Source organism: Kitasatospora humi, from assembly GCF_020907985.1.
GTDB classification, from domain to species: Bacteria; Actinomycetota; Actinomycetes; order Streptomycetales; family Streptomycetaceae; genus Kitasatospora; species Kitasatospora humi.
In genome coordinates, this window is record NZ_JAJJPA010000025.1 from 1 (window position 1) to 22968 (window position 22968).

Annotated in this window: 25 protein-coding genes; 11 read left to right on the forward strand and 14 right to left on the reverse strand. The window is 73.3% G+C overall.

Annotated elements, in window-relative coordinates:
• Together LN042_RS38055 and LN042_RS22405 are read right to left on the reverse strand one after the other, a co-directional pair.
• Positions 1-122, reverse strand: a 122-nt coding sequence (locus LN042_RS38055; protein WP_372495801.1) for a chaplin family protein, incomplete at its 3' end; no start/stop codon positions are given.
• Positions 123-225: 103 nt separating this feature from the next.
• Positions 226-1182 (reverse strand): glycosyltransferase family 2 protein, encoded by a 957-nt coding sequence (locus tag LN042_RS22405; RefSeq protein ID WP_230053096.1) that lies wholly within the window; start codon positions 1180-1182, stop codon positions 226-228.
• Positions 1183-1339: 157 nt separating this feature from the next.
• On the opposite strand from LN042_RS22405, the gene LN042_RS22410 reads away from it, so the two are divergent.
• Positions 1340-2734: a UDP-N-acetylmuramoyl-tripeptide--D-alanyl-D-alanine ligase gene (locus tag LN042_RS22410; RefSeq protein WP_230053097.1), complete on the forward strand. Its 1395-nt coding sequence runs from the start codon at positions 1340-1342 to the stop codon at positions 2732-2734.
• Positions 2735-2839: 105 nt separating this feature from the next.
• Here LN042_RS22410 and LN042_RS22415 read toward each other — a convergent pair whose 3' ends face one another.
• The 4 genes from LN042_RS22415 to LN042_RS37355 all read right to left on the reverse strand — a co-directional run bounded on the left by LN042_RS22415 (position 2840) and on the right by LN042_RS37355 (position 7041).
• The gene (locus LN042_RS22415; protein ID WP_230053098.1) at positions 2840-3193 is read right to left on the reverse strand and encodes a DUF6204 family protein; all 354 of its coding nucleotides are present in this window, start codon (positions 3191-3193) and stop codon (positions 2840-2842) included.
• 55 nt (positions 3194-3248) lie between these two features.
• Positions 3249-4583, reverse strand: coding sequence for a DUF2252 domain-containing protein (locus LN042_RS22420; RefSeq protein WP_230053099.1), 1335 nt, complete (start codon positions 4581-4583; stop codon positions 3249-3251).
• Between the two features lie 82 nt (positions 4584-4665).
• Positions 4666-5058, reverse strand: a complete 393-nt coding sequence (locus tag LN042_RS22425) for an RNA-binding S4 domain-containing protein (protein WP_230053100.1) — start codon at positions 5056-5058, stop codon at positions 4666-4668.
• Positions 5059-5358: 300 nt separating this feature from the next.
• A complete protein-coding gene (locus LN042_RS37355; RefSeq protein ID WP_283843887.1) occupies positions 5359-7041 on the reverse strand; it encodes a hypothetical protein in 1683 nt (560 codons plus the stop codon).
• Positions 7042-7456: 415 nt separating this feature from the next.
• Here LN042_RS37355 and LN042_RS22435 point away from each other — a divergent pair, with 415 nt between their 5' ends.
• The 4 genes from LN042_RS22435 (at position 7457) to LN042_RS22450 (ending at position 11891) form a co-directional block, all read left to right on the forward strand.
• Positions 7457-8710, forward strand: a complete 1254-nt coding sequence (locus LN042_RS22435; protein ID WP_230053101.1) for a S53 family peptidase — start codon at positions 7457-7459, stop codon at positions 8708-8710.
• A 153-nt stretch (positions 8711-8863) separates the two neighbouring features.
• Positions 8864-9826, forward strand: coding sequence for a hypothetical protein (locus LN042_RS22440; protein WP_230053102.1), 963 nt, complete (start codon positions 8864-8866; stop codon positions 9824-9826).
• Positions 9827-9988: 162 nt separating this feature from the next.
• Positions 9989-10993: a hypothetical protein gene (locus tag LN042_RS22445; protein WP_230053103.1), complete on the forward strand. Its 1005-nt coding sequence runs from the start codon at positions 9989-9991 to the stop codon at positions 10991-10993.
• Positions 10994-11144: 151 nt separating this feature from the next.
• Positions 11145-11891 carry a ferritin-like domain-containing protein gene (locus tag LN042_RS22450; RefSeq protein WP_230053104.1) on the forward strand — a complete coding sequence of 249 codons (747 nt, stop codon included), beginning with the start codon at positions 11145-11147 and terminating at the stop codon, positions 11889-11891.
• A 22-nt stretch (positions 11892-11913) separates the two neighbouring features.
• Here the strand turns inward: LN042_RS22450 and LN042_RS22455 are convergent, their stop codons facing one another.
• The 4 genes from LN042_RS22455 to LN042_RS22470 all read right to left on the reverse strand — a co-directional run bounded on the left by LN042_RS22455 (position 11914) and on the right by LN042_RS22470 (position 15012).
• Positions 11914-12330 carry a VOC family protein gene (locus LN042_RS22455; RefSeq protein WP_230053105.1) on the reverse strand — a complete coding sequence of 139 codons (417 nt, stop codon included), beginning with the start codon at positions 12328-12330 and terminating at the stop codon, positions 11914-11916.
• A gap of 10 nt (positions 12331-12340) precedes the next feature.
• Positions 12341-12760, reverse strand: a complete 420-nt coding sequence (locus LN042_RS22460; RefSeq protein ID WP_230053176.1) for a helix-turn-helix transcriptional regulator — start codon at positions 12758-12760, stop codon at positions 12341-12343.
• 221 nt (positions 12761-12981) lie between these two features.
• Positions 12982-14157, reverse strand: a complete 1176-nt coding sequence (locus LN042_RS22465; RefSeq protein WP_230053106.1) for an alpha/beta hydrolase family protein — start codon at positions 14155-14157, stop codon at positions 12982-12984.
• Positions 14158-14346: 189 nt separating this feature from the next.
• Positions 14347-15012, reverse strand: coding sequence for a hypothetical protein (locus LN042_RS22470; RefSeq protein ID WP_230053107.1), 666 nt, complete (start codon positions 15010-15012; stop codon positions 14347-14349).
• 193 nt (positions 15013-15205) lie between these two features.
• Between LN042_RS22470 and LN042_RS22475 the strand changes: the two genes are divergently transcribed.
• Together LN042_RS22475 and LN042_RS22480 are read left to right on the forward strand one after the other, a co-directional pair.
• Complete coding sequence (locus LN042_RS22475) at positions 15206-15964, forward strand: SDR family oxidoreductase (protein ID WP_230053108.1); 759 nt, start codon at positions 15206-15208, stop codon at positions 15962-15964.
• Positions 15965-15974: 10 nt separating this feature from the next.
• Entirely contained in the window at positions 15975-16610 is a 636-nt protein-coding gene (locus LN042_RS22480; RefSeq protein WP_230053109.1) for a hypothetical protein, read from the forward strand.
• Between the two features lie 91 nt (positions 16611-16701).
• Here LN042_RS22480 and LN042_RS22485 read toward each other — a convergent pair whose 3' ends face one another.
• Positions 16702-17469, reverse strand: a complete 768-nt coding sequence (locus LN042_RS22485) for a 3-hydroxybutyrate dehydrogenase (protein ID WP_230053110.1) — start codon at positions 17467-17469, stop codon at positions 16702-16704.
• 245 nt (positions 17470-17714) lie between these two features.
• Here LN042_RS22485 and LN042_RS22490 point away from each other — a divergent pair, with 245 nt between their 5' ends.
• A complete protein-coding gene (locus LN042_RS22490) occupies positions 17715-18269 on the forward strand; it encodes a DinB family protein (protein WP_230053111.1) in 555 nt (184 codons plus the stop codon).
• 8 nt (positions 18270-18277) lie between these two features.
• On the opposite strand, the gene LN042_RS22495 is transcribed toward LN042_RS22490, so the two are convergent.
• Positions 18278-18841, reverse strand: a complete 564-nt coding sequence (locus tag LN042_RS22495) for a DUF6817 domain-containing protein (RefSeq protein ID WP_230053112.1) — start codon at positions 18839-18841, stop codon at positions 18278-18280.
• 191 nt (positions 18842-19032) lie between these two features.
• Between LN042_RS22495 and LN042_RS22500 the strand changes: the two genes are divergently transcribed.
• Positions 19033-19938, forward strand: a complete 906-nt coding sequence (locus LN042_RS22500; protein WP_230053113.1) for a LysR family transcriptional regulator — start codon at positions 19033-19035, stop codon at positions 19936-19938.
• A 59-nt stretch (positions 19939-19997) separates the two neighbouring features.
• On the opposite strand, the gene LN042_RS22505 is transcribed toward LN042_RS22500, so the two are convergent.
• A complete protein-coding gene (locus LN042_RS22505; protein ID WP_308191851.1) occupies positions 19998-20663 on the reverse strand; it encodes an RraA family protein in 666 nt (221 codons plus the stop codon).
• 29 nt (positions 20664-20692) lie between these two features.
• Positions 20693-21547 carry an oxidoreductase gene (locus LN042_RS22510; RefSeq protein WP_230053114.1) on the reverse strand — a complete coding sequence of 285 codons (855 nt, stop codon included), beginning with the start codon at positions 21545-21547 and terminating at the stop codon, positions 20693-20695.
• A gap of 286 nt (positions 21548-21833) precedes the next feature.
• Here LN042_RS22510 and LN042_RS22520 point away from each other — a divergent pair, with 286 nt between their 5' ends.
• Both LN042_RS22520 and LN042_RS22525 read left to right on the forward strand, forming a co-directional pair.
• Positions 21834-21968 (forward strand): hypothetical protein, encoded by a 135-nt coding sequence (locus LN042_RS22520; RefSeq protein WP_372495797.1) that lies wholly within the window; start codon positions 21834-21836, stop codon positions 21966-21968.
• A gap of 27 nt (positions 21969-21995) precedes the next feature.
• Entirely contained in the window at positions 21996-22898 is a 903-nt protein-coding gene (locus tag LN042_RS22525) for a LysR family transcriptional regulator (RefSeq protein ID WP_230053115.1), read from the forward strand.
• Positions 22899-22968 lie beyond the last annotated feature (70 nt).

Below are 22968 nucleotides of genomic sequence, written 5' to 3' on the forward strand. Positions count from 1 at the left end.
AGGCCGCAGGCGTTGATCGGCACGTGGACCGGAATCTGGATCAGGTTGCCGGAGAGCAGGCGGGCGAAGGCGAGGGGGCGGGGGCCGTGGCCGGGGATGATGACTGAGCGCTTGCCCAGCAGCTGGAGCTCGCTCGCGCGGTGCGGGTGAGTCGGCCGCGCGGTGCGGTCAGTCGGCCGTGCGGTGCGGTCGGTCGGCCGCGCGCTGCGGTGAGTCGGCGCTTGCTCAGCGCGCCGGGATGCGCAGGCGCCGCACGGCTCGGCCGCCGAGGAAGGGGGCGAGGTAGCGGGCGGTGGCGGCGGGCACGTGGCGGGCCAGGCCGGCGGCGCGCAGGTCGGTCAGCACGGTGCGGGCGCCGGCGGGCTGGCCGGCCAGCGCGAAGGCCACCGCGAAGCGCAGGTAGTGCCAGGTGAGCACCTGGGCGAAGGCGGCGGCGGGCAGCACGCCGCCGCGCCGCTCCCGGCCCAGCATGGTGAGCATCCGGGTGTAGAGCCGGCCGAGGTCCTTGCTGTAGCCGCCGGGCTCGTCCCGGTAGACCGCCAGCGGGGCGTCCAACTTGATCACGGTGCCGTGCCGGGCGCAGCGCAGCCACAGGTCCCAGTCCTCGGCGCCGTCCAGCGCGGGGTCGAAGCCGCCGACCCGGCCCAGCACTTCGGCGCGGACCAGCACGGTGGAGGTCTGGAACCGGTTGAGCACCAGGACGTCGCGGTAGCCGACCACCCGGCTGAGCACCGGCTGATCGAGCGCCGGCCCGACAACCGCCCCGCCCGGCCCCTCCGGCAGCTCGCGCACCCAGTCGCCGGCCAGCAGCACGGCATGGGGGTGTTCGCCCAGCGCCGCCAGCTGCCGGGCCAGCTTGCCGGGCAGCCAGACGTCGTCGGCGTCCAGGAACGCCACCCACGGCTGGCTGCTCTCCCGGATGCCGGCATTGCGGGCGGCCGACGGCCCCTGGTTGCGCTGGCGGACCACCAGCACCTCGGGGAAGGCGGCGGCCACCCTGGCGGTGCCGTCCTGCGACCCGTCGTCCACCACGATCACCTGGGCCGGCCGGGGCACCTGCCCGAGCGCCGAGGAGAGCGCCGCGCCCAGGGTCGGTGCCGCGTTGTAGGCGGCGATCACCACGCTCACCGGTGCCACCTCGCCGCCCACCGGTGCCACGTCATCGGTCAACCGCTCTGCCACCTGCCACCTCGCTCGCACTCGGACCGGCCCCGAAGCATGCTCGCAAGCCGCCCGGACGATCGCCGGGAGGCAGCGGGCGTGGCGTAGCCGAGGAAACCCGGGTGGCCGCAGTTAGCGTCGAAAGCACCCTCCCCGCAATCCCACGATCGGAGCCCCCGTGATCCCGCTGACGCTGCACCAGATCGCCCGGCTGGTCGGCGGCACGCTGTACGACGTGCCCGACCCGGACGCCGTGGTCGACCGCCCCGCCGTGATCGACTCCCGGCAGGCCGAGCCCGGTGCGCTCTTCGTCGCGCTCCCGGGCAGCCGCACCGACGGCCACCGGTTCGCCGTGCCGGCGGTGGCGGCCGGCGCGGTGGGCGTGCTGGCGGACCGTCCGGTGGGCGTGCCCGCCGTGGTGGTGCCCGAGGTGCTCCCCGCGCTGGCGCAGCTCGCCCGGGCCGCCGCCGGCCGGCTGACCGACGCCGTGGTGGTGGCGCTGACCGGCTCGGCCGGCAAGACCAGCACCAAGGACCTGCTCGCCCAGCTGCTCCCCACGCTGGGCCGCACGGTGGCCACCCCGCTCTCCTACAACAATGAGATCGGACTGCCGCTGACCGTGCTGCGCGCCGACGCCGAGACCCGCTACCTGCTGCTGGAGATGGGTGCCAGCCGGGCCGGCCACATCGCCAAGCTGACCGGCATCGCGCCGCCGCGGGTCGGCCTGGTGCTCAACGTCGGCACCGCGCACGTCGGCGAGTTCGGTGGCAGCAAGCAGGCGATCGCCACCGCCAAGGGGGAGTTGGTGGAGGCACTACCGGCCGACGGCCTGGCGGTGCTGAACGCCGACGATCCGTACGTGATGTCGATGGCGCCACGAACTGCCGCCCAGGTGCTCACCTTTGGACGTTCCGGCGGTGATGTCCGCTTCGGCGCCGTGGATTTGGACGAGTCGGGCCGCCCGTCGTTCAACCTGACCGACCAGCACGGCGAGGTCGCCCCGGTCCGGCTGGCCCTGTACGGCGCACACCAGGTGGCCAATGCGACCGGGGCCGCCGCGGTGGCCCTGGGCCTTGGCGTGCCGCTCGACCAGGTCGCCGAACTGCTCAGCAAGGCACAGCCGTTGACGCCCGGACGGATGCAGGTGCTGGAGCGTCCGGACGGCGTGACGGTGGTGAACGACGCGTTCAACGCCAACCCGGACTCGGTGGCGGCCGCCCTCACCGCGCTGGCCGCGATGGCCCGGGGTCGGCGGCGCACCGTGGCGGTGCTGGGCGAGATGGCCGAGCTGGGGGAGCAGTCGGGCGGCCACCACGAGGAGGTGGGCCGGCTGGTGGCCGCCGCCAAGATCGACTCGCTGATCGCGGTGGGGGAGCGGGAGGCGGAGCTGATCCACCGCCAGGCGCGGGCGGCCGGAGTGGCGAGCACGCTGGTGCCCGACGCGGTGGCGGCCCTGGAGGTGCTGCGCGAGCTGCTGCGGCCGGGCGACCTGGTGCTGCTGAAGGGCTCGCACGACACCGGCCTGGCCGAGACGGCGGAGCAGCTGTACGCGATTCCGACGACCGCGCGGTGACGCCCAGGGAGCCCCGGTTCCCGCAGGCCGGCCCCGCCGCGGGCGACCCGCCGGGCGAGCGCCCGCGGCGCGCCGGCTGACGGAGCGGCCGGGTCGGCGCCCGGGTCAGGAGCCGGCCCGCGCCTTGCGCTGGCGCTTGGAGAGGGGCGCCTTCGACATGTCCTCGGCGGTCGAGCGCAGGTTCTTCCAGGCGTAGCCGCGCTCGCTCAGCCAGGCCTGGGCAGCCGCCTCGGCCCGAGCCGTGGCCGGCACGACGTCCTCGTCGGCACTGCCCGACTCCAGGAAGCGGAAAGCGAAGTCGGCGCGGGCCGTGATGTCGTAGCTGAGGTGGCCCTCCCGGGTGAAGCTCGCGAACAGCACGTCGTGCTGGGCCGCCTCGGCCCGCAGCGCGGCCCGCTGGTCGTCGGTGAGCGCGTCGAAGGCACCGCGCACGATGATCCGGAAGTCACGGTCGGTCATGCGGGCGACCCTAGTGCGCGCGCACCGGATGGAGCCACCGGATTTCCCCGGGGCGCTAATCGCTCTCGGCCCGCACCCGCCCGTCGGCGATCGCCGCGGTCAGCTCGGCCAGATCGGTCACCGTCTGGTCCGCGTAGTGCACCGCGAAATCGGCGATCGCGGTGTCGAAGGTGTCGGCGCCGCCCAGGTAGCCGGCGATGGCGATCCGGTCGCCGGAGCGGGCGTGCGCCTGCGCCAGGGTGCGGCCGCAGAGCGCTGCGTAGTCGGCCAGGTCGCGCGGTGTCATCGTGCCGATCTCGGCGGAGCCCTTCATGTCCCGCAGCTGGCGGCCGTAGAAGTGGCGGCCGGCCGGTCCGGTGGTCCAGCCCAGGAAGATGTCGCTGGCCGCCTGCAGCAGCCGCTGCCCGGCCACCACCCGGTGGCCCTGGTGAGCGGGTGGGGCGGCGGACACATGGGCCGCGAGTACCGACCGCTGGGCCTCCTTGAGCTGCAGGAAGAGCGGCTCGCCGTGAGCTCGCCCCAGTAGCAGGACGATGTAGCAGCGGGTCCCGACACTGCCCACCCCGACCACCTTGCGGGCCGCGTCGATGAGTTGGAAGCGGTCGAGCAGCTCGCGCAACTCCTCCGGCAGGGTGGCCCGGTAGCTGCTGAAGACCTTGCCGACCGCCCGGTACTCGACGTCGGAGAGCGCCTCCAGCAGCGGCGGATCGCTGATGATCCGGCGCTGGCCGTCCCGCTCCTCGGTGAGCTTGTCGAGCGCCTGCAGGCTGGTCCGCCGCTGGGCGTGCGCCAACCCCCGGTCGACCCGGTGCCGTTGGCGCCCGGTGAGCAGCGGGAGCACCTGGCTGGTGTCCATCCGCTGGTACCAGACCGACAGTTCGCCCAGACCGGAGAGACGCCGCATGGTCTCCCGGTACGCGCCGGCGGCGGCCCGGGCGGCGGCGCGTGCCTGCCGGTCGGTCTCGCCGTTGTCCCGGGCGGCCACCGCGACGCTGGCGGCCAGCCGCTTGACGTCCCACTCGAACGGGCCCGGGAAGGTCTCGTCGAAGTCGTTCACATCGAACAGCAACTCCCGTTCGGGAGAGGCGTAGACCCCGAAGTTCAGCAGGTGGGCGTCACCGCACAGCTGCACCTGCAGGCCGGTGTCCGGCACCGCCGCCAGGTCGGCGGCCATCACGGCGGCGGCCCCGCGCAGGAAGGCGAACGGGGACTGCGCCATCCGGCCGTAGCGGATCGGCAGCAGTTCCCGCACCCGGTCCGCGCCCTGCTCGACCAGCACCGCCACCGGGTCGGGCCGGTCGCCGGCCGGGATCCACCGGCCGTGCGACGACCGGCTCACCGTCTTGCGAGCCGCCCGCCCCCGCTTGGTCCGCTGCGCCGCGTCAACCACCTCGCCGCCTCCTCCGCGGCCCGCCCGAGCCGCCAGGACCCATGGTCCGCGCCCCGCTGCCGCCGCGCATCCGGGCCGGTCGTCAGCGCCCCCGGCGGCCGGACAGCTGGTCGAGATCGCGGCGCTCCCGCTTGGTCGGCCGGCCGGCCCCGCGCTCGCGCACCGCGACCGGCGCATTGAGGTGGAACGGGTCGGAGGCCGGGCGCGGCGGACTGTTGTCGACGTAGCAGTCCACCGCGACCGAGGCGCCCACCCGCTTGCTCAGCAGCTTGGTGACCACCACCACCCGGTCCCAGTCCTCCTGCCGCACCCGCACCTCGTCGCCCACCTTCAACGCCTGCGCCGGCTTGGCCCGCTCGCCGTTCACCCGGACGTGCCCGGCCCGGCACAGGCCGGCCGCGACCGATCGGGTCTTGGCCAGCCGCACCGACCAGACCCAGGCGTCCACCCGGACCGAACCCTCCTCAGCACTCATGGGTCGAGCCTAACCCGTGGCGGCACCCGGACGGCCGTGCGCGGCGAGCGGCCGAACGCCCCGGCCGGCGGTCGCACCCGGTGCCGGCCCGGCGCCGGACCGGTCAGCAGCTGGGCGTCGACCAGCCGCTCCAGCACCGGATCCGCACGACCAGCGGACCGCGCGGGCGCTGTCCTTGAAGGCGGGAGCGGGAGCGGGGACGGGTGCCGCCCAGTGTCGACGGTGCGCGTGCCGCCGCCGCGGCACCGGAGGGGCGGCCCGCCGGTCGCGGGGCGTGGCAGCGCATGCGATGACGGCCGCTCAGCCGGTGGAGTCCGGGTAGCGGCAGGCGGCCTGCGCCGCGGTGACCTGCTCGGCGGCGCTCAGCTTGACCTGCTGCGGGGGGTTCGGGGCCGGCTGCCCGGAGGTGGTGTCGGTGATGGCCGGCAGCAACCGGACGTCGGTCACATCGGTCGGTCCGTCGCCGCCCAGGCAGGCGGCGGCGACCACGGCGATGGCGCTGCCGGGGCTGCCGGGCTGGTCGGCCGTGCCGGTCAGGGGACCGAGCCGCCACGGGAAGTCGAACGTGCCGGTGTCGCTGTTGATCAGGTCGAGGTGGTGCCAGGTCGGCGCGGCGGGCGCGGCACTGGGGGTGGGGGTGGGGTGACCGGTGGCGCCGGTGGCCGGACTCGGGGAGGGGCTCGGGGTGACGTAGCGCGCGGCGAAGCCGACGATCCCCAAGTTCGTGCCGTCGGCCCGCAGTTGCACGGTGTCCGAGGTGTTGGCGTTGCGGACCATGCCGAGCGAGATCCGGTCGGGCATCGGACGGTCCGCCGGGCAGTGCGAGGGCGCCATGGCGTCCGGCGGGTTGCCGTGGATGATCGCCGAGGCGATCACGCCGCCGCCGTAGAGCTCGAACCAGCGCATGTCCACCGAGCCGCCGTGGCTGTCGTAGATGACGTCGCCCAGGCAGTAGCCGGTGAAGTGCAGTTGGCAGCCGGCCGGAATGGTGCGGATGGTGGGGGAGTTGCGGCTGGCGCCGGTGCGCACGTGCGCGCCGTCGCCGTAGGTGGCGCCGACGAAGTCGGTGGCGGTGATGCCCTTGGCGGCGGCCGGCGGTACGGGACCGCAGGCGGTCGGGGTGGTCTCCTGGGCCTTGGCGTCCTGCATGATCGGCGGCCGGGCCACCAGCAGGGCGGCGACCAGGGCTATCACGGCGACGGCGGCGATGGTGACGGGGCGCCGCCAGATCGAGCGGCCGGGGGCGCCGGGGTGGCCGGGATCGCCGGTGGACTCCGGGGCGTCCACGGCGCGCAGCCCGGTGGCCCGGGCGCCGTCGACCTGGTCGGGGCCGGCGGCTGCCGGGGCGTCAGCCGAGGCGGCTACAGGCCCGGCGGCGGTGGGCGCGGCGGCCTCGGCGGCCGAGGGTTCGGGTGCCGTGGGGTCGGCCGCAGGGGCTCCGGGCGCGGCGGTCTCGGCCGACGGTACTTCGGGCGCGGCGGTCTCGGCCGATGGTGTTCCGGGCGCGGCGGACTCGACTGCCGGCGCTTCGGGCGCGGCGGTCTCGGCTGCCGGGTTCTCGGTTGCGGGCGCCTGGGGTGCGGGGGCCTCGGCGGCGGCGGGGGGCCTGGTTGCGGGGGCCTGGGGTGCGGGAGTCCCCGCCGAACCGGCCTCGGGCGCGGCGCCGTTCGCCACCGCGCCGTCCCCGCCCGGGTGCTTGGCGCTCGCCCGCTGCTCCTGCAGCGTGCGGTTGAGCTCCCGCCAGCGCTGCTCCCAGGCGGCGACGTCACCACCGCAGGCCCCGACGTACGCCAGGGTCACTTCCAGGCTGGGCTGACGCACTCCGCCTGCGGCGTCACTGAGAGTAGTGGCACCGAACCCCGCTGTGGTGGCGAGGGCCCGGTAGGTGGGGTTGCCGGCAGCTTCGCGCACGAGCCGCAAATCGTGGGCGAAGGCCTGCAGCGGCCCCTCGGTCGGGTCGATGGGACGTGGTTTGCGGGCCAACGAGTCTCCTGGGCTCTGCCCGAACCGCCGCTGCTAGACGGCCCGGGGCTGTCGTCCGAACGCGCGTTCCTGGTGTTGGTACCTGAAGGCTGTCGATCTGGCGGTGTGATGGTACTCGCTGCTCAGTGGGCCGAGCGAGGCGCTGCGGTCCAGTGGATCGTTACCGCCGCATTGCCGCGCGACGGCATTTCAGCTAACTCTGAGTCACTTCCGGCCAACGCTCGTAACCGGAAGATTTCATTTCTGGTCACCCCTTGTTGACCTGACCATGACTCATTAGCCTCATGGCGAGCCGGCCGGTCCGAACGGGGATTCGGCGGCCTGTTCCCCGCCATCCATGAGTCACCCCCACGGCTCATGAGTGGACTTGTCATGCGCAGTGCCCCCGGTTGACCCCACTACAGGAGGCAGTTCGTTGTTCAACTCTCTCGCCAGCGGCCGGATCCGTCGCCTCGCCGTCGCCCTCACCGGCACCGCGGCGCTCGCCACCGCCACGCTGGCCGCGGCCGCCGGGCCGGCGAACGCGGCCCCCGCGACCGTGTACACCAAGGGCGGCACCTCCTGGATCCGCTCCTGCGCCACCCTCGCGGCCGGCGACACCATGGCGTGCAACGCGCTGAAGGTCACCAACGCCGTGCAGCACGTCAACGCGCTCGGTGTCACCCCCGACGCCACCCCGTCCGGCTTCGGCCCGAGCGACCTGCGCAGCGCCTACAACCTGCCGGCCAACGGCGGTGCCGGGCAGACCGTCGCCATCGTGGACGCCTACAACGACCCCAACGCGGAGTCCGATCTGGCCGTCTACCGTTCGCAGTTCGGCCTGCCGGCCTGCACCACCGCCAACGGCTGCTTCAAGAAGGTCAGTCAGAGCGGCAGCACCAGCAAGTTGCCCTCCAGCAACTCCGGTTGGGCCGGCGAGATATCGCTCGACCTCGACATGGTCTCGGCGATCGCGCCCAACGCCCACATCATCCTGGTCGAGGCCAACACCGCCAGCATGGCCAACCTGGGCACCGCGGTGAACGAGGCCGTCAAGCTGGGCGCCAAGTTCGTCTCCAACAGCTACGGCGGCGGCGAGTCGTCCGCCGACACCTCGTACGACACCACGTACTTCAACCACCCGGGTGTCGCGATCACCGCCTCGGCCGGCGACTCGGCGTACGGCGCGCAGTACCCGGCCGCCTCGCCGTACGTCACCGCGGTCGGCGGCACCGCGCTCAAGCGGGACTCCAGCGCCCGTGGTTGGAGCGAGTCCGTGTGGTCCACCAGCGCCAGTGAGGGCACCGGCTCCGGCTGCTCCGCCTACGAGGCCAAGCCGAGCTGGCAGACCGACAGCGGCTGCGCCAAGCGCACCATCGCCGACGTCTCGGCCGTCGCCGACCCGGCCACCGGCGTCGCCGTCTACCAGACCTACGGTGGCTCCGGCTGGGCCGTCTACGGCGGCACCAGCGCCTCGTCGCCGATCATCGCAGGCGTCTACGCCGACGCGGGCACCCCGACCGCGGCGGTCCCGGCGGCCGACGCCTACGCCCACAAGAGCGCGCTGAACGACGTGACCAGCGGCAGCAACGGCAGCTGCTCGCCGTCCTACCTGTGCACCGCGGGTGCCGGCTACGACGGCCCGACCGGCCTCGGCACGCCGAACGGCCTGGCCGCCTTCACCGGCTGACCTGCGGCAGCCTCCTCACCGGCGGGGCCGGCGCACTCCTGGGAATTCCGGGGGCGCCGGCCCCGCCGTCAATCTCCCGGGGCACCGGGGGTGGCCGCCCCGCCGTCAGCTCGCCGCCCCTGCCGTACACGATGTCTTCGCAAGGGTGTATGAATGTCCTCCTCAAGCTCAACCTACGAGGGGGGTTACCTCAACATGCGCAAGCGCATGCTCATGCGTGCTGCCTCGATGCTGGTCGGTGCGGGCCTCGCGGCCACCGTCGCGCCAGCCGCCGTGGCCGCGCCGGCGGCCCAGCACCTGCGGGTCCCGGCCGCCGCGCGGTCGTTCCACCACCAGACGTCCCGGACGGCCAAGACGGCCACTCCGAACGTCGGCAACAACGGCGGTGTGCTGAACCCGGGCGACAAGCTGCTGCCGGGTCAGAAGATCGTCGACAACGACGCCACCCTGGAGATGCAGGGCGACGGCAACCTGGTCATCTACCTGAACTACGCCAGCGGCCAGCACTTCGCGGCGGTCTGGCAGACCCGCACCTGGGGCAACGCGGGTGCGTACCTGATCATGCAGGGCGACGGCAACCTGGTGCTCTACAAGGCCGGTGGCACCGGTGCCCTGTGGAGCTCCGGCACCTGGGGCAAGGCCAACGCCAACGCCGAGTTCTACACCGGTGACCTGATGGTCGGCAGCGACTCCACCCAGACGGTGTTCTGGGACAGCGGCACCGGCTACCTGGCCCAGAAGGACGCCAACGGCAACTACCCCGACGTCCCGTCGGACAGCCTGCTTTCCGGTGAGGCGCTGTGGCCCGGCAACTGGATCGAGTCCACCAACGCCTGGGTGCTGATGCAGACCGACGGCAACCTGGTGGTCTACCGCAAGCGTGACGGCAAGGCGCTGTGGAGCTCCAACACCTGGAACAAGACCAACGTCGTGACCGTCATGGACTCGAAGGGCGTGCTCGCCGTCATCGACAAGAGCAACGGCAACCCCTACTGGGACAGCAACACCTGGAACAGCCCGGGTGCCCACGCGCAGATCCAGGGTGACCTGAACTTCGTGGTCCGCACCCCGTCCGGGACCCCGGTCTGGAGCAGCGGGACGTACAACCAGTACTGATCGGCGGTAGTGCCCGTCAGGGCGCCGAACAGGAGAAAACCGACGTGCCCGGCACCGCGGCTTCGGCCGTGGTGCCGGGCACGTCCGCTTCGGGTGCCTCGGCTGGTCACCGCGCCGTCCGTCCTGACCGGACGTCAGCGCCGGCCCCTAGGGTCTGGCCCCATGGATGACCTCTACACCCGTGGCAGGAACGCCCCGAGGGGCACGGCCGACTTCGAGCTGTACGCCTGGATCCAGGACCTGCACGAGGCCATGGACCTGCTCAACGACGCCTTCAGTCGCGACCGTTGGCCGCATTCCTACCAGGCGCCCTCGCTCAAGCGCCTGGAGAAGAACCTGCACTGGTACCTGGGGCGTGGCGTCGGTGGCGACGCCGAGGCACTCTTCCTGCGGTCGGTCGCCGGTTACTTGGGCGAGACCCTGCTGAACCAGGCCGGCGGGCGCTGGGGTTGGGACGAAACCCTGGACGACGGCGCCGGATTGCCGGTCGTCCGGCCGGACCCGGCGTTGGACCTGGATCCGGTCGTCCCCCTGGAGATCGTCGAGCGGGCCGTCGCCGAGCGGACGGGCACCGTCCTCGCCGAGGAGGCCCGCCGGCTGCGCGGCGCGGTCCGCGCCCGCAAACGGCGCAAGGGCAACGCCGGTTGGGAGCCCGAACGGCTGCCCACCCCGTGGATAGCGCGGGAGAACCTGGAGTCGTTCACCATGGCCAAACGGCTGCTGCGCTGGGGCTGGTACCACCGCAACCTGCACCGCTGGAGCTGGGCAGAGGAGGCGGGCGGCGGCGAAGAGCGCTGGAACTACCGACCGGAGTCGCTGGACGCGCTGGACGAGCTGCTGCACGAGCGCTTCCGGTCGGCCGAGGAGTACAACGAGGCTGCGGGGGAGGAGTTCTGGCTGCACGCCGCCTGGTACGCGGCCGAGTGCGTGGTGATGTGGAAGAAGGCCCGCTGGCAGTACCTGGAGCCCAATCCGCAGGCGCTGCCCGGCACTCCGTACGCGGCCGACAACCACTGGACCGGCGCTCCCTTCATCCGCCAGCGCTTCCGTTTCGACGGCCACGCCGAGCACCCCAGGCAGATGCTCCGCGCGGTCTTCGCCGGCCACCGGCTGAGGGAGGTGGCGGAGCGGTTCCCCGACCCCGTGCCCGGCGACTACGGCTACTGACCCGGCCCAGCGGGGGTGGGCAGGGGGCAGATTTGAACGCGTTCAAGTATGCGGTAGCGTTGGCGCCACGGCAGGCGCCCATGGCGGCGTCCGCCTCGGTGTGCCCGCAGGCGGTCGGCGCCGGGCGGGCCCGGGACGTGGGGGCGAGGGCATGAGCGAGGACGGGTTCGCCGGCTGGGTGGCGGAGTTCGAAGGGGAGCGGACACGGCGGGAGCACTTGGCGCAGCCCCAGCGGCAGCGGGGCGCCAACCTGCCGGCCACGGTCTGCCGGAGCCTGCAGAAGTTCCAGGTCGGCGAGGACGGCGACGGGCGGAACCTGATCGGCAAGGCCGACCAGGCCGGTGACCCGCACTACACGGCGGCCGTGCGGTTGTTCGTCGACGAGGAACGAAACCACGCCCGGCTGCTCGCCCGGCTGCTGGAGACCGCCGGTGTGGCGACGCTGACGGGCCACTGGAGCGACCGGATCTTCATGCGGGTCCGGCGACTGCTCGGGCTGCGACTGGAGCTGATGGTGCTGATGACCGCCGAGCTGATCGCCGTGGAGTACTACCGCGACCTGCGCGACGGCATCGCCGACCCGCTGACCCGCGAGGTGTCCGCGCGGATCCTGCGGGACGAGCAGCGGCACATCCCGTTCCACACCCGCAGGTTGCGCGGTTCCATCACCGAACTGCCCGCCGTGCTGCGCCCGTCGGCGGTGGCCGGTTGGCGGTTGCTGCTGCTGGCGGCCGCGTTGTTCGTGGCGGTGGACCACGGGCCGGCGCTGCACAGCCTGCGGGCCTCCCGCACCGGGTTCGTCCTGGGGGTGATGCGGGCCTCGGCGCCGGTCGCCGCCGGCCTGCTCGGCCCGGTCGGCACCCCGGGCGCGGCGGCCGCCCACCGGGCACCGGCCTGAGCGAACGCCCGGCGTAGTGCGGTCACTTGGCACGCGGCTGGTTGAACCGCAGCATGTTGCCGGCCGGGTCGCGGAAGGCGAAGTCGCGCACGCCGTACGGCTGGTCCATCGGCTCCTGGAGCACCTCGGCACCGCTCGCGCGGATCTTCTCGAAGAGGGCGTCGCAGTCGTCGGTGCGGAAGATGACGCCGCGCAGCTGGCCCTTGGCCATCAGTTCGGCCGCTGCCTGCCGGTCGTCCTCGGTGGCGTGCGGGTCGGCGACCGGCGGTTCGAGGACGATCTCCACGTCCGGCTGGTCCGGGGAGGCGACGGTCACCCAGCGCATCCCCTCGAACGCGATGTCATTGCGCACCTCCAGGCCGAGCACGTCGCGGTAGAAGGCGAGCGCCTTCTCATGGTCGTCGACGGCGATGAAACACTGTGCGAGCTTGAGGTCCATGGTCATCACCCTAGGGATGCCGGGCGCCTTTCGCTTCCCCGTTCCGGACCGGTCTGGTGTGGATCTTGGCGATGCAGGCCGGGATGACCGCGCTGTGCTCGTGGTCGCGGGTCCGGTAGGCGCTCGGGCTCTCGCCGACCAGCTCGGTGAACCGGGAACTGAAGGACCCCAGTGAGGTGCAGCCGACGGCCATGCACACCTCGGTCACCGTCATGTCGCCGCGCCGCAGCAGCGTCTTGGCCCGTTCGATCCGGCGGGTCATGAGATAGCCGTACGGCGTCTCGCCGTAGGCGGCGCGGAAGCTGCGCGAGAAGTGGCCCGGCGACATCAGGGCGTCCCGCGCCAACGCCGGGACGTCCAGCGGCTCCGCGTAGTCGCGGTCCATCCGGTCCCGGGCCTGGCGCAGCCGGACGAGGTCGGCGAGGGGAATGCGGGGCACGGGTGGTCGGTCCTCCTGCTGGTCGGTTGGCCCCTCCAGAGTCGCGCCCACCGGGTGTGCGGGTCAACCGAGCGCGTCCGGGGGCGAGCTCGGCCGGGCCGGGCCGGGAGGGCATTCGGCCGGGCCGGGCCGGGAGAGCACGTCGACCTGCTCGCCCCGGCGTCCGGCCCCATGGGCCGCCGACCGGCAACCGGCCGACGCCGGCCGCGTCGTCAGGGCTGGAACGCCACCTCCGGGTAGTCGGCCGACGGGCCGTCGAGGAGCGGCTGCGGGATCCCCTTGAGCTGCAGGTCGAAGAAGGCCGCCACATACGTGCGGGTCAGCTGCTCACTCCGCTGCCAGGACGGGCCGGGGAAGTGGACCCCGCCGGCGGCGGCCAGCATCGGCAGGTCGGTGAAGCTGTCGTGCCCGGCGCCGGCCACGGTCAGCCAGCGCTTCCAACCGTCCAGCCGCTTCCAGGCCTTGGTCCAGCTCTTGTCCATGCCGGGCTGCTCGTCCGCCTGGGCGCCGAGCATCAGGAACGGCCGGCCGTTCAGTCCGTCGTGCGGCATCGGGTCGAAGAACGTGCCGTCCATGTTCACCCCGGCGCGGACCCGGGGGTCCCCGGCCATGGTGCCGGCGGCCGTGTCGCCGCCGATGGAGTGGCCGGCCACGCCGATTCGCTGACGGTCGATCAGATCCGCGTGGTCCCAGGCGGGGTGTGGGCCGGTCAACCGGTCGATCACGAAGGACAGGTCGGCGGCCCGGTCCCGGACGACCTCGGCCGGACCGCCGGACGGCAGTGTGGCACAGACCTGGCAGGTGAGGGTCCGGCCGTCGGGGAAGGTGGTTCCGAAGGTGTCATAGGTGTGGTCGACCGCGGCGACCACGTAGCCGCGGCTGGCGAGATCCTCGGCCAGGCCGGTCAGGGTGGCTCGGGTGAAGCCGTTGCCCGGTGAGAGCAGCACCAGCGGGTAGGGGCCGGGTTCGGGTCGGGCGTCGGTGCGGGCCCAGGTGACGGTGGCAGCGACCGGACCGGCCGGGTAGGCGGCTGCTTGCGGGGACCAGCCGTCGAGCAGGTCCCGGGCCTCCTCGATGGTCATGTAGGGCGCCGGGGTGCCGCTGCCGGGCTGGGCCGGGTAGTAGACGGAGACCATCAGCTGGCGCGGCCCGGCGGTGGGGACCCATGGATCCTGGCGCCGGGTGTCCACCAGGTGGAGCACGCTGCGCCCCACGGCGTGCGGCCCGGTCGGCTGGGGCAGGACCGCCGGTTGGTCCATGGTGGCCCGGGCGGCGGTGGCGGCAGGGGCCGGGGCGGCGGCGAACGCGGAGCCCGGGGTGGCCACGGACAAGGGCAGGACGAGGGCGAGCAAGGCGGTGGCCGCGGCGGTGCGGCGGAGTGCGATCATGCGGTTAACGCTAGGAACGGCGCGGCCGGTTGGCGTCAGCTCTGGGGCGTCATCCCAGGGGCTGACGGGAATCATCCGCCGGGCTGTTCACGCAGCCCCCCGGTCGGCCCTGGCGATCGCGTCGAGGCAGATCCGGCGGCCGCCCGGGGGATGGCTCCCTCGGCTGACAGCGGTGTCGACCGCTGCCGGTCATCCTGCCGGAGCCGGCAGCCCGGGTCGGCGCCGGAGGGCGGCGGTGCGGCGGCGGTGGTAGTGGACGGTCAGCACGGCCACCAGCGGCCCCCAGGCGGCCAGCGGGACGTAGGCGGCGTAGAAGGCGACCGTCTGCCAGCCGTGCGTGACCAGTCCGGTGCCGGGAGTCTGCCGGGTGCTGTTGACCATCCGGCCGGTGGCGAACATCAACAGGCCGTACGGGAAGACCATCAGCAGCAGCGAGCCCACCGCGGCCGGGACGGTGGCGGCCGGCACCGGCACCCGGCGGCCGCGCAGCAGCGGGATCCAGCGCGGCACCGTCTCACCCCAAGTGCTCACCAATCCGACGGTGAGGAAGGCCAGCGCCTCGCTGACCACGCTGAGCGCCACCACGTACCAGGCCCCAGTGACGAGGACCGGGCCGTGCCCGGGCGGCGGGGTGGTGCTCGGTTCCAGCAGTGGGTCACCGTGCCCGAGCAGCGCCAGCCGCCAGAGGCAGGAGGGCAGCGTGGTGAGGGTGGTGGCGTACGCGGCGCGGACGGCCCAGCGGGGGACGCCGTCCGCGACGGTGCCGTGGAGGCGGGCGCGTCGGTGGAACCGGTAGCGCGGCGCGGGACGGACCCGGGTGCGGCGGCCGGCCTTCGAGCCGGGGGTGCTGGACATGTGAACTCCACTGCGGTGGGCCGGTGCTGAGCGTCGGCATCGACGATCGCAGCCGCCCGGGGCCCACCGGATCCCCCACGCGAGGGGAGTTGCGGGTCGGGAGCTCCCTCAGGTGGGGGAGGGGGCGATAGGGAAACATTGTCCTCCTCCCATATGATCAGCCGTCAGTTCACGGTTGATCAAAGGGGGACGGATGAGCGGGACAGCGGCGGTACGCGACCTCGAAGGCAAGGTCGCCATCGTGGTGGGCGGCAGCAGGAACCAGGGGGCGGCATGCGCCGAGGAGTTGGCGGCGCGCGGGGCCACCGTGGTGATCAGCTACGCCAACGGTGCCGAGGCGGCCGAGGAGACCGCGGCCGCGCTGCGCAAGCACGGTGTGACGGCGGAGGCCGTCCGCTCCGACGCCACGGTGTCGGCGGACGTCAACGAGCTGTTCGAGTCGACGGTGCGGCAGCACGGGCGACTGGACATCGTGGTGCACCTGCCCGGCATGGTGCTGAAGAAGCCGCTCTCCGAGGTCACCGACGAGGACTTCGACCAGGTGATCGACCGCAACACCCGCAGCGCGTTCCACACCCTGCGGGCCGCCGCCCGGCTGTTGGGCGACGGCGGTCGCTGCGTGGTCTTCTCCACCACGCTGACCTCCGTGATGACCGGGCCGTACGGCCTCTACTCGGCCAGCAAGGCGGCCGTCGAGCGGATGGTGCTCGCGGCGGCCAAGGAGCTGGGCCCGCGCGGCATCACGGTGAACGCGGTCGCGCCCGGCCCGGTGGACACCGACTTCTACCGCAACGCCGAGACGCCGGAGTCGATGGCCACCGCCGCGCACCACAGCCCGCGCGGCCGGCTCGGGCAGCCCGGCGACATCGCGCCGGTGGTCGGTTGGCTGGTCAGCGAGGAGGCGGGCTGGGTCTCCGGCCAGACCGTGCGTGCCAACGGCGCGATGTTCTGACGGCTCCCCCATGCCCGACTGGTCCACCATCTCCAACCTGGCCACCGCGGGCGGCACCCTGGTGCTCGCAGGCGCCTCCTTCGCCTCGATCCGCTCGGCCGACCGGGCTGCCCGCTCGGCCGAGCGGGCCGTGCTCGCCTCGCTGCGCCCGCTGCTGATCGGCTCCCAACTGGAGTCACCCACGCAGAAGGTGGTCTGGCACGACGCGCACTGGACCCACCTGGACGGCGGCGCCGGCTACCTGATGCTCGTCGACGACAACGTCTACCTGGCCGTCTCGCTGCGCAACGCGGGGCCGGGGCTCGGCGTGATCCACGGCTGGCGCCGGGTGGGGGAGCACGTCCACGCACGGGCCGAGCGCCCCGATCCGGCCGACTTCCGCCCGCAGGTCCGCGACCTCTACGTGGCGCCCGGAGACACCAGCTTCTGGCACGCGGCGGTCCGGGACGCGGAGGATCCCGACTTCGGTCCGCTGCAGAGGCTGATCAAGGGCCGGGAGCGGGTCGACCTCGACCTGCTCTACGGAGACTCCGAGGGCGGACAGCGCACCATCAGCCGGTTCTCGCTGATCCCGGGTGTGCAGACCGAGGCCTGGGTCGCACTGGTGGTCCGGCACTGGAACCTCGACCGGCCGGACCCCCGCTGACACCCCGCTGCCCGGCGGGCGTTGACCGCGGGCAGCGGGCAGCGGGCAGCGGGCAGCGGGCAGCGGGTGGCGGGCGGCGGGAAGCCGGGGGTCAGTGGGCGGTCCAGCCGCCGTCCAGGGTGAGCGAGGCGCCGGTCATGAAGGCGGCGGCGTCGGAGCAGAGCCAGAGCGCGGCCTGGGCCACCTCGGCCGGCTCTATCAGGCGCTTGATCGCACTGCGCTCCAGCATCACCCGCTCGACCACCTCCTGCTCCGGGATCCGGTGGGCGAGCGCCTGGTCGGCGATCTGGCGCTCCACCAGCGGCGTGCGCACATAGCCCGGGTTGACGCAGTTGCTGGTCACCCCGTGCGGGGCGCCCTCCAACGCGACCACCTTGCTCAGCCCCTCCAAGCCGTGCTTGGCGGCCACGTAGGCGACCTTGAACGGACTGGCCCGCAGGCCGTGCACCGAGGAGACGTTGACCACCCGCCCCCATCCGCGCCGGTACATGTGCGGCAGGGTGCGCCGCAGGATCCGGAACGGCGCCTCCACCATCACCCGCTGGATCAGGGCGAACCGCTCCGGCGGGAACTCCTGCACGGGCGCCACGTGCTGCAGACCGGCGTTGTTGACCACGATGTCGACCTCGGTCGGCAGGGTCTCCACCGCCGCCGGGTCGGACAGGTCGACGATCTGGGCGATGCCGCCGATCTCGGCCGCCACCGCCACGGCGGCATCGGCGGCCACGTCCACCACATGGACCGAGGCGCCGGCTGCCGCGAGTGCCTGTGCGCAGGCCCGGCCGATCCCGCCGGCCGCACCGGTGACCAGCGCGGTGCGGCCGCTCAGGAACCGTCCGGTTGTCCGATAGTTCTCCATGGTCGCAAACGGTAGGGAAGCACGACTCGGCGACCCATGTGACGTACCGCCACATCGGCTCGGCCCATCGTGGTTGCCACCGCCATGAGCGCAACCGGCCGATGGGCACGACGACAGGAGGGCGGGACGGCAGGAGCGCGGGACGGCGCGAGAGCGGAAGGACAGGAGCGGGGTGGCAGGATCTTGATGGAGAGTGGCATTGCTGCCACTGGTCGGCGCCAGGTCACAGCGAGGACCATTGAGCCATGAGCAACGAAGAGATCGCCGCCATCGCCCCCGACACCAAGGACTGGACCTGGGTGCTGGAGCGGGTCTGCCCCGATTGCGGCCTGGACACCCCCGCCGTACACCCCGCCGAAGTGCCCGACCTGGTGCGTGCCAACGCCGCCGGCTGGACCGCACTGCTGGCCGGCGATCCGATCGAGCTGCGCCGCCGTCCCGCCCCGGCCGTCTGGTCGGCGCTCGAGTACGGCTGCCACGTCCGGGACGTCTTCCGGCTCTGCGCTCCCCGCCTCGACCTGATGCTCACCCAGGACGATCCGCTCTTCCCCAACTGGGACCAGGACGAGACCGCGCTCGCCGAACGCTACTGGGAGCAGGACCCGGCCGTGGTCTCCGGTGAGCTCGCCGAGGCGGCCGAGGTGGTCGCCGCCGCCTTCGCACGGGTCACGGGCGAGCAGTGGGACCGCACCGGCAAGCGCTCCGACGGCGCACGCTTCACGGTGGGCAGCTTCGCCCGGTACTTCATCCACGACCCGGTGCACCACCTGCACGACGTGACCGGGCGGCGGGCTGCCTGATCCGCTGCTCAACCCAGAAGCAACTCGGTGGTCTCCCAGGCCGGTTCACTGAGCAGGGGACGCCACCGGGTGAAGAGCTCCAGCAGCGCGGCGCCATGACGAGTCCGGAACTCCTGGCTATGGCGGGCCAGGTCCAGCTCGTTGGCCGCCGTCAACTCGGCCAAGTCGCGCTGCTGGTGAGGTGTCGGCCGGTAGGGGCGGCCGGTGAACCGGTCGTGGATGAGCGGCGGTTCACCGGTCAGGTCCCGGTAGGTGGGGCCCCGCTCGCAGCCCGCGTAGTCGTGGACGATCGTCTCGGCCGCCGCCCCGGTCACGGCGGCCAGCCGGTCGCGCGAGTCCCGCCGGGCGGCCGGGAGCAGGGCGGTGGCGAACCCGTCGGTGCCGTAGCAGGCGTGGCACAGGCCGGCCAGCTGCAGTTCGGGGCGGGCGCCCCAGTCGGCGAGCAGCGCCCGGACCCGGTGCAGATGGGCGAGCAAGGTGCCGCCCGGGTGGTCGAGTTCGGCGGCCCCCAGCGAGCGGAGCAGGGCGTCGGCGCGGAGCAGGGCGGCGGCCTCGGTGGTGGGCTCGGGCATCGGCGTTCCTCCCGGTTGGTGGTCCTCCCGAGACCGGCCCCTGTCCTCGTGGTCGTCGTCCGCGTCCGGATCGCCGCCGCTGTCCGGCGGACAGGGTGCCGTCCCGGGCCACTGACGATCGTTCAGGAACGCGACACCCAAGTCAATCCTCGGGTTTCGTTCCAGATGCCCAAGGGATACCTTGGCTGTCCATGACCTTGGACGACCTCCGTGTCTTCGTCGCCGCCTGCGAGGCGGGCAACCTCAGCGCCGTCGCCCGCGACCTGTCCCGCACCCAGTCGGCGATCAGCCAGCACGTCCGCCGGCTGGAGGCGGAGCTCGGACTGACCCTGCTGGAGCGGCAGTCGCGCGGCGTGGTGCCCACCCAGGCCGGGCGCATCCTGCACCGGGCCGCCGCGCAGGGCATCGGACAGCTGGACCAGGCGCTGCACCTGCTGCGGGACCTGCGCGACGGGAAGGGCGGCACGGTGCGGATCACCACCGGCGCCACCACGGTGCGGCACTTCATGGCGGACGCGGTGGTGGCGTTCCGGCGCCGGCACCCCGATGTGCACCTGGAGTTCCGCACCGAGACCTCCAGCCGCAGTTGCTTCGACGCGCTCACCGCCAATGAGGCCGACCTGGGCTGGATCACCATCGGCGCCCCCATGCGCGGCATCGAGCAGCGACCGGTGCTGGAGGTGCCCTGGGTGCTCGCGGTGCACGTGAACCACCCGCTGGCGCACCGCGAGGCGATGGACCCCGGTGAATTGAGCGGGCTGCAGCCGATCCGGCTGCCGGAGAACTCGGTCGGCCGGGCCCATCTGGACGGCCAGCTCGCCCACCCCGCCGTCGAGCCCAACGCCACCACCAGCGTGGCCGACTGGGACACCGCCATGCTGCTGGCCGGGCTGGACGCGGGCACCGCGGTGGTGCCCGCGCTGCCCGGCTGGCAGGCCGCCGAGCACCCGACGCTGCGGCTGATCCCGATCCCCGGGCTGCCGCCGCTGGCGGTCGGCTGGGCGGTCCGCCGGTGGGACGCGCTCAGCCGACCGGCCCTTGACTTCGCCGAGACCGTGGTGGCGCACCAGCGGTCGACCGCCCACCAGCGCCCCTAGGGGCGGCCGGTCTCACTCCTCGATGGCGCCGCCGATGCCGCGCAGGTGGGCGCGGAAGGTCAGTTCAGGATCCCGGTCGCGGGCGGCCAGGTAGTCGGCGAACCGGAGTTGGGCGCGCAGCGTGGTGCCCGAGCGGATCCGCTCCGCCTGCCGGCGCTCGGGGTGTCGCGGATGGACTCGGCCAGGGCGAGCAGCTCCTCCGCCCGCTCGGCGGCGATCACGATCACCCCGTCGTCGTCGCCGAGCACCAGGTCGTCCGAGGTGACCCGCCACGGTCCGAGCCCGGCGCAGCGCACGGCGTCGGCCGGGCGGGCGTCCAGGCGCTGCGGGCCGGTGGGCAGGGCACCCAGGCTGAACACCGGCAGGCCGATCGCCCGCAGCTCGGCGGTGTCCCGGTGCAGGCCCCAGACCACCATCCCGGACAGCCCGGCCGCCGCGGCCTCCAGGGCCGCCAGGTCGCCCACGCACGCCTCGTCCAGCCGCCCTGCGTTGTCGACCACCAGCACATCACCGGGAGCGGCGTGGCGCTCGAACACCTCCAGGAAGACGTCCACGCTGCCGACGTGCCGGGCCGGCGCCACCCGCCCGGCGACCTTGCTCCCGGGCGCCAGCGGCCGCATGCCGGCCGGCCCGCAGCGCACCGGCAGCTTGGCCCGGATGCAGGCGTCGGCCACGTGCGCGGTGCTGAGCGCGTCGAACCGCTGACGCAGCTCCTCCTGGTCCATCGATCTCCTTCCAGTGACCCGCCGGGCGGTCAGTCGGCGAAGGCCGTGCTCAGACTGAGCTCGGCGGTCCGGTCCAGTTCGGCTCCGACCGACGCCAGCTTGTCGCGGACCGCGGAGACCGCGTCCTCGCCCAGCACCAGGCGCAGCGGCGGCTCGGGCAGCTCCAGCGCGCGGATCAGCGCGTCGGCGGCCTTCGCCGGGTCGCCGGGCTGCTGGCCGTGGCTCTCCGGCAGCCCGGTGCGCACGGCGCCGACGGTGTCCAGGTAGTCGTCGATCACGGTGGCGTGCTGCAGCGCCGATCCGGTGAACTCGGTGCGGAACGCGCCCGGTTCGACGATCAGCACCCGGATGCCCAGCGGCGCGACCTCGCCGGCCAGCGCCTCCGAGGCCAGCTCCAGCGCACCCTTGGCCGCGCTGTAGGCGCCGACACCCGGGAACGACATGAACCCGCCCATGCTGCTGACCTGCACGATGGTGCCGCTGCGCCGGGCCCGCATGTGCGGCAGCACCAGCTGGGTCAGTCGGATCGCACCGAAGAACATCACCTCGAAGGCGTTGCGCAGCTCCGGCTCGGTGGTCTCCTCGACGGCTCCGACCAGGCCGAAGCCGGCGTTGTTGACCAGTACGTCGATCCGGCCGTGCTCGGCGACGGCGGCCCGCACCGCCTCCTCGCACTGCTCCGGGTCGGTCACATCGAGCTTCACCACGGTGAGCTTGCCGGGGTAGGCCGCGGCCAGCGCCGCCATGGTCTCCGGCCGCCGGACCGCGGCGGTCACCAGGTCGCCCGCCGTGAGCGCGGCCCGCGCGAACTCCGTCCCGAAGCCGCTGTTCGCGCCTGTGATCAGCCAGTGGCGTTCCTGGCCCGGCTTCTGATCGATCGTCATGCTGCAACTCCAACACGTTCCGCTGATTCGCCGTCGACACTACACGTAGCGCGGGCGTCTACCGGGAGTCGTCAGGCGGTGAGCGGCGGCTTCCAGTCAGCGTGGCGCAGGATCGCCCGCAGGGTGGCGCCGCACGGTGCCAGCCGCAGGGCGGTGTTCCGCAGTCGAACGGCCGGCGGGTGTTCCAACTGCGCACCCAGGCACCCGGCCTGGCGAGCGGCACGGGCCACCGACTGGCTGCGCGGGCGCCGTTCGGCGTCGCACCCTGGCCCGCTGCGCCTGCGCGGTGGAGAGCGTCCACCAGCCGGAACCGCACGCGATCCTGACACCACGCCAGAGCGCCGGTCGGGCGGCGGTGCAGGACTTCCTGCGCGCCCAGGGCGTGCCGGAGCCGGCCCGATCGGATAACCGGCCGTGCTGATTCGCCGGCTATCTATACTCCCCGGGTATGGAACTGCGACAGCTTCAGTACTTCGTGGCCGTGGCCGAGGAGCAGAACTTCACCAGGGCGGCCGAGAAGGTGCACGTCGCCCAGCCCGGAGTGAGCGCGCAGATCCGGAGGCTCGAAGGGGAGTTGGGGCAGGAGCTGTTCGACCGGTCCGGCCGTGCGGTGCGCCTCACCGAGGTCGGGGAAGCCGTCCTGCCGTACGCCCGAGCCGCGTTGGCGGCGGTGGCCGGGGCCCACCAGGCGGTCGACGAGCTGACCGGCCTGCTCCGCGGCCGGGTCGCGATCGGCATGGTGACCTCGCACAACGTCGACCTGCCCGGCCTGCTGGCCGGCTTCAACCACGACCACCCGGCGGTCGAGATCACCCTGCGGGAGGCCGACTCCGCCGACCTGCTGGCCGGTCTGCACTCGGGCACCCTCGACCTGGCGATCGTCAGCGTCGGTCCCGGCACTCCGGAGGGGCTGGCGCTCGAGGTGATCGACGACCAGCCGCTGGTCGCCGTGGTCAGCCACGGACACGAGCTGGCCCGGCACACCGTGCTGCCGCTCATCGCGCTGCGCGACGTGCCGTTGATCAGCCTGCCGACCGGCACCGGCCTGCGGGCCCGGTTGATGGAGGGCTGCGCCGCGGTGGGTTTCGCGCCGCGGATCGCCTTCGAGGCCAGCGATCCGGTGATGCTCGCCCAACTGGCCGCCCGCGGTCTGGGTGCGGCCATCCTGCCGGGCGGCTATGCGGCTGCCTGCGCCGACCGGTTGCACAGCATCGCCATCGACCCGCCCGCGCTGCGCGGCCGGCTGGTGCTGGCCTGGCGGGCCGGCGGCCCGGGCGGCCCGGCCGCCCGGGTACTGCTGACCCGGGCCCTGGCCGCCCTGCGCGGCGGCGACGGGGAGCGGTCGACCTGAGGTGCCGCCAAACGGGTGAGGTTCGACCCATCGAGTCGACCCCAAGCGGGTGAATTCGAGTCTGGTTGCC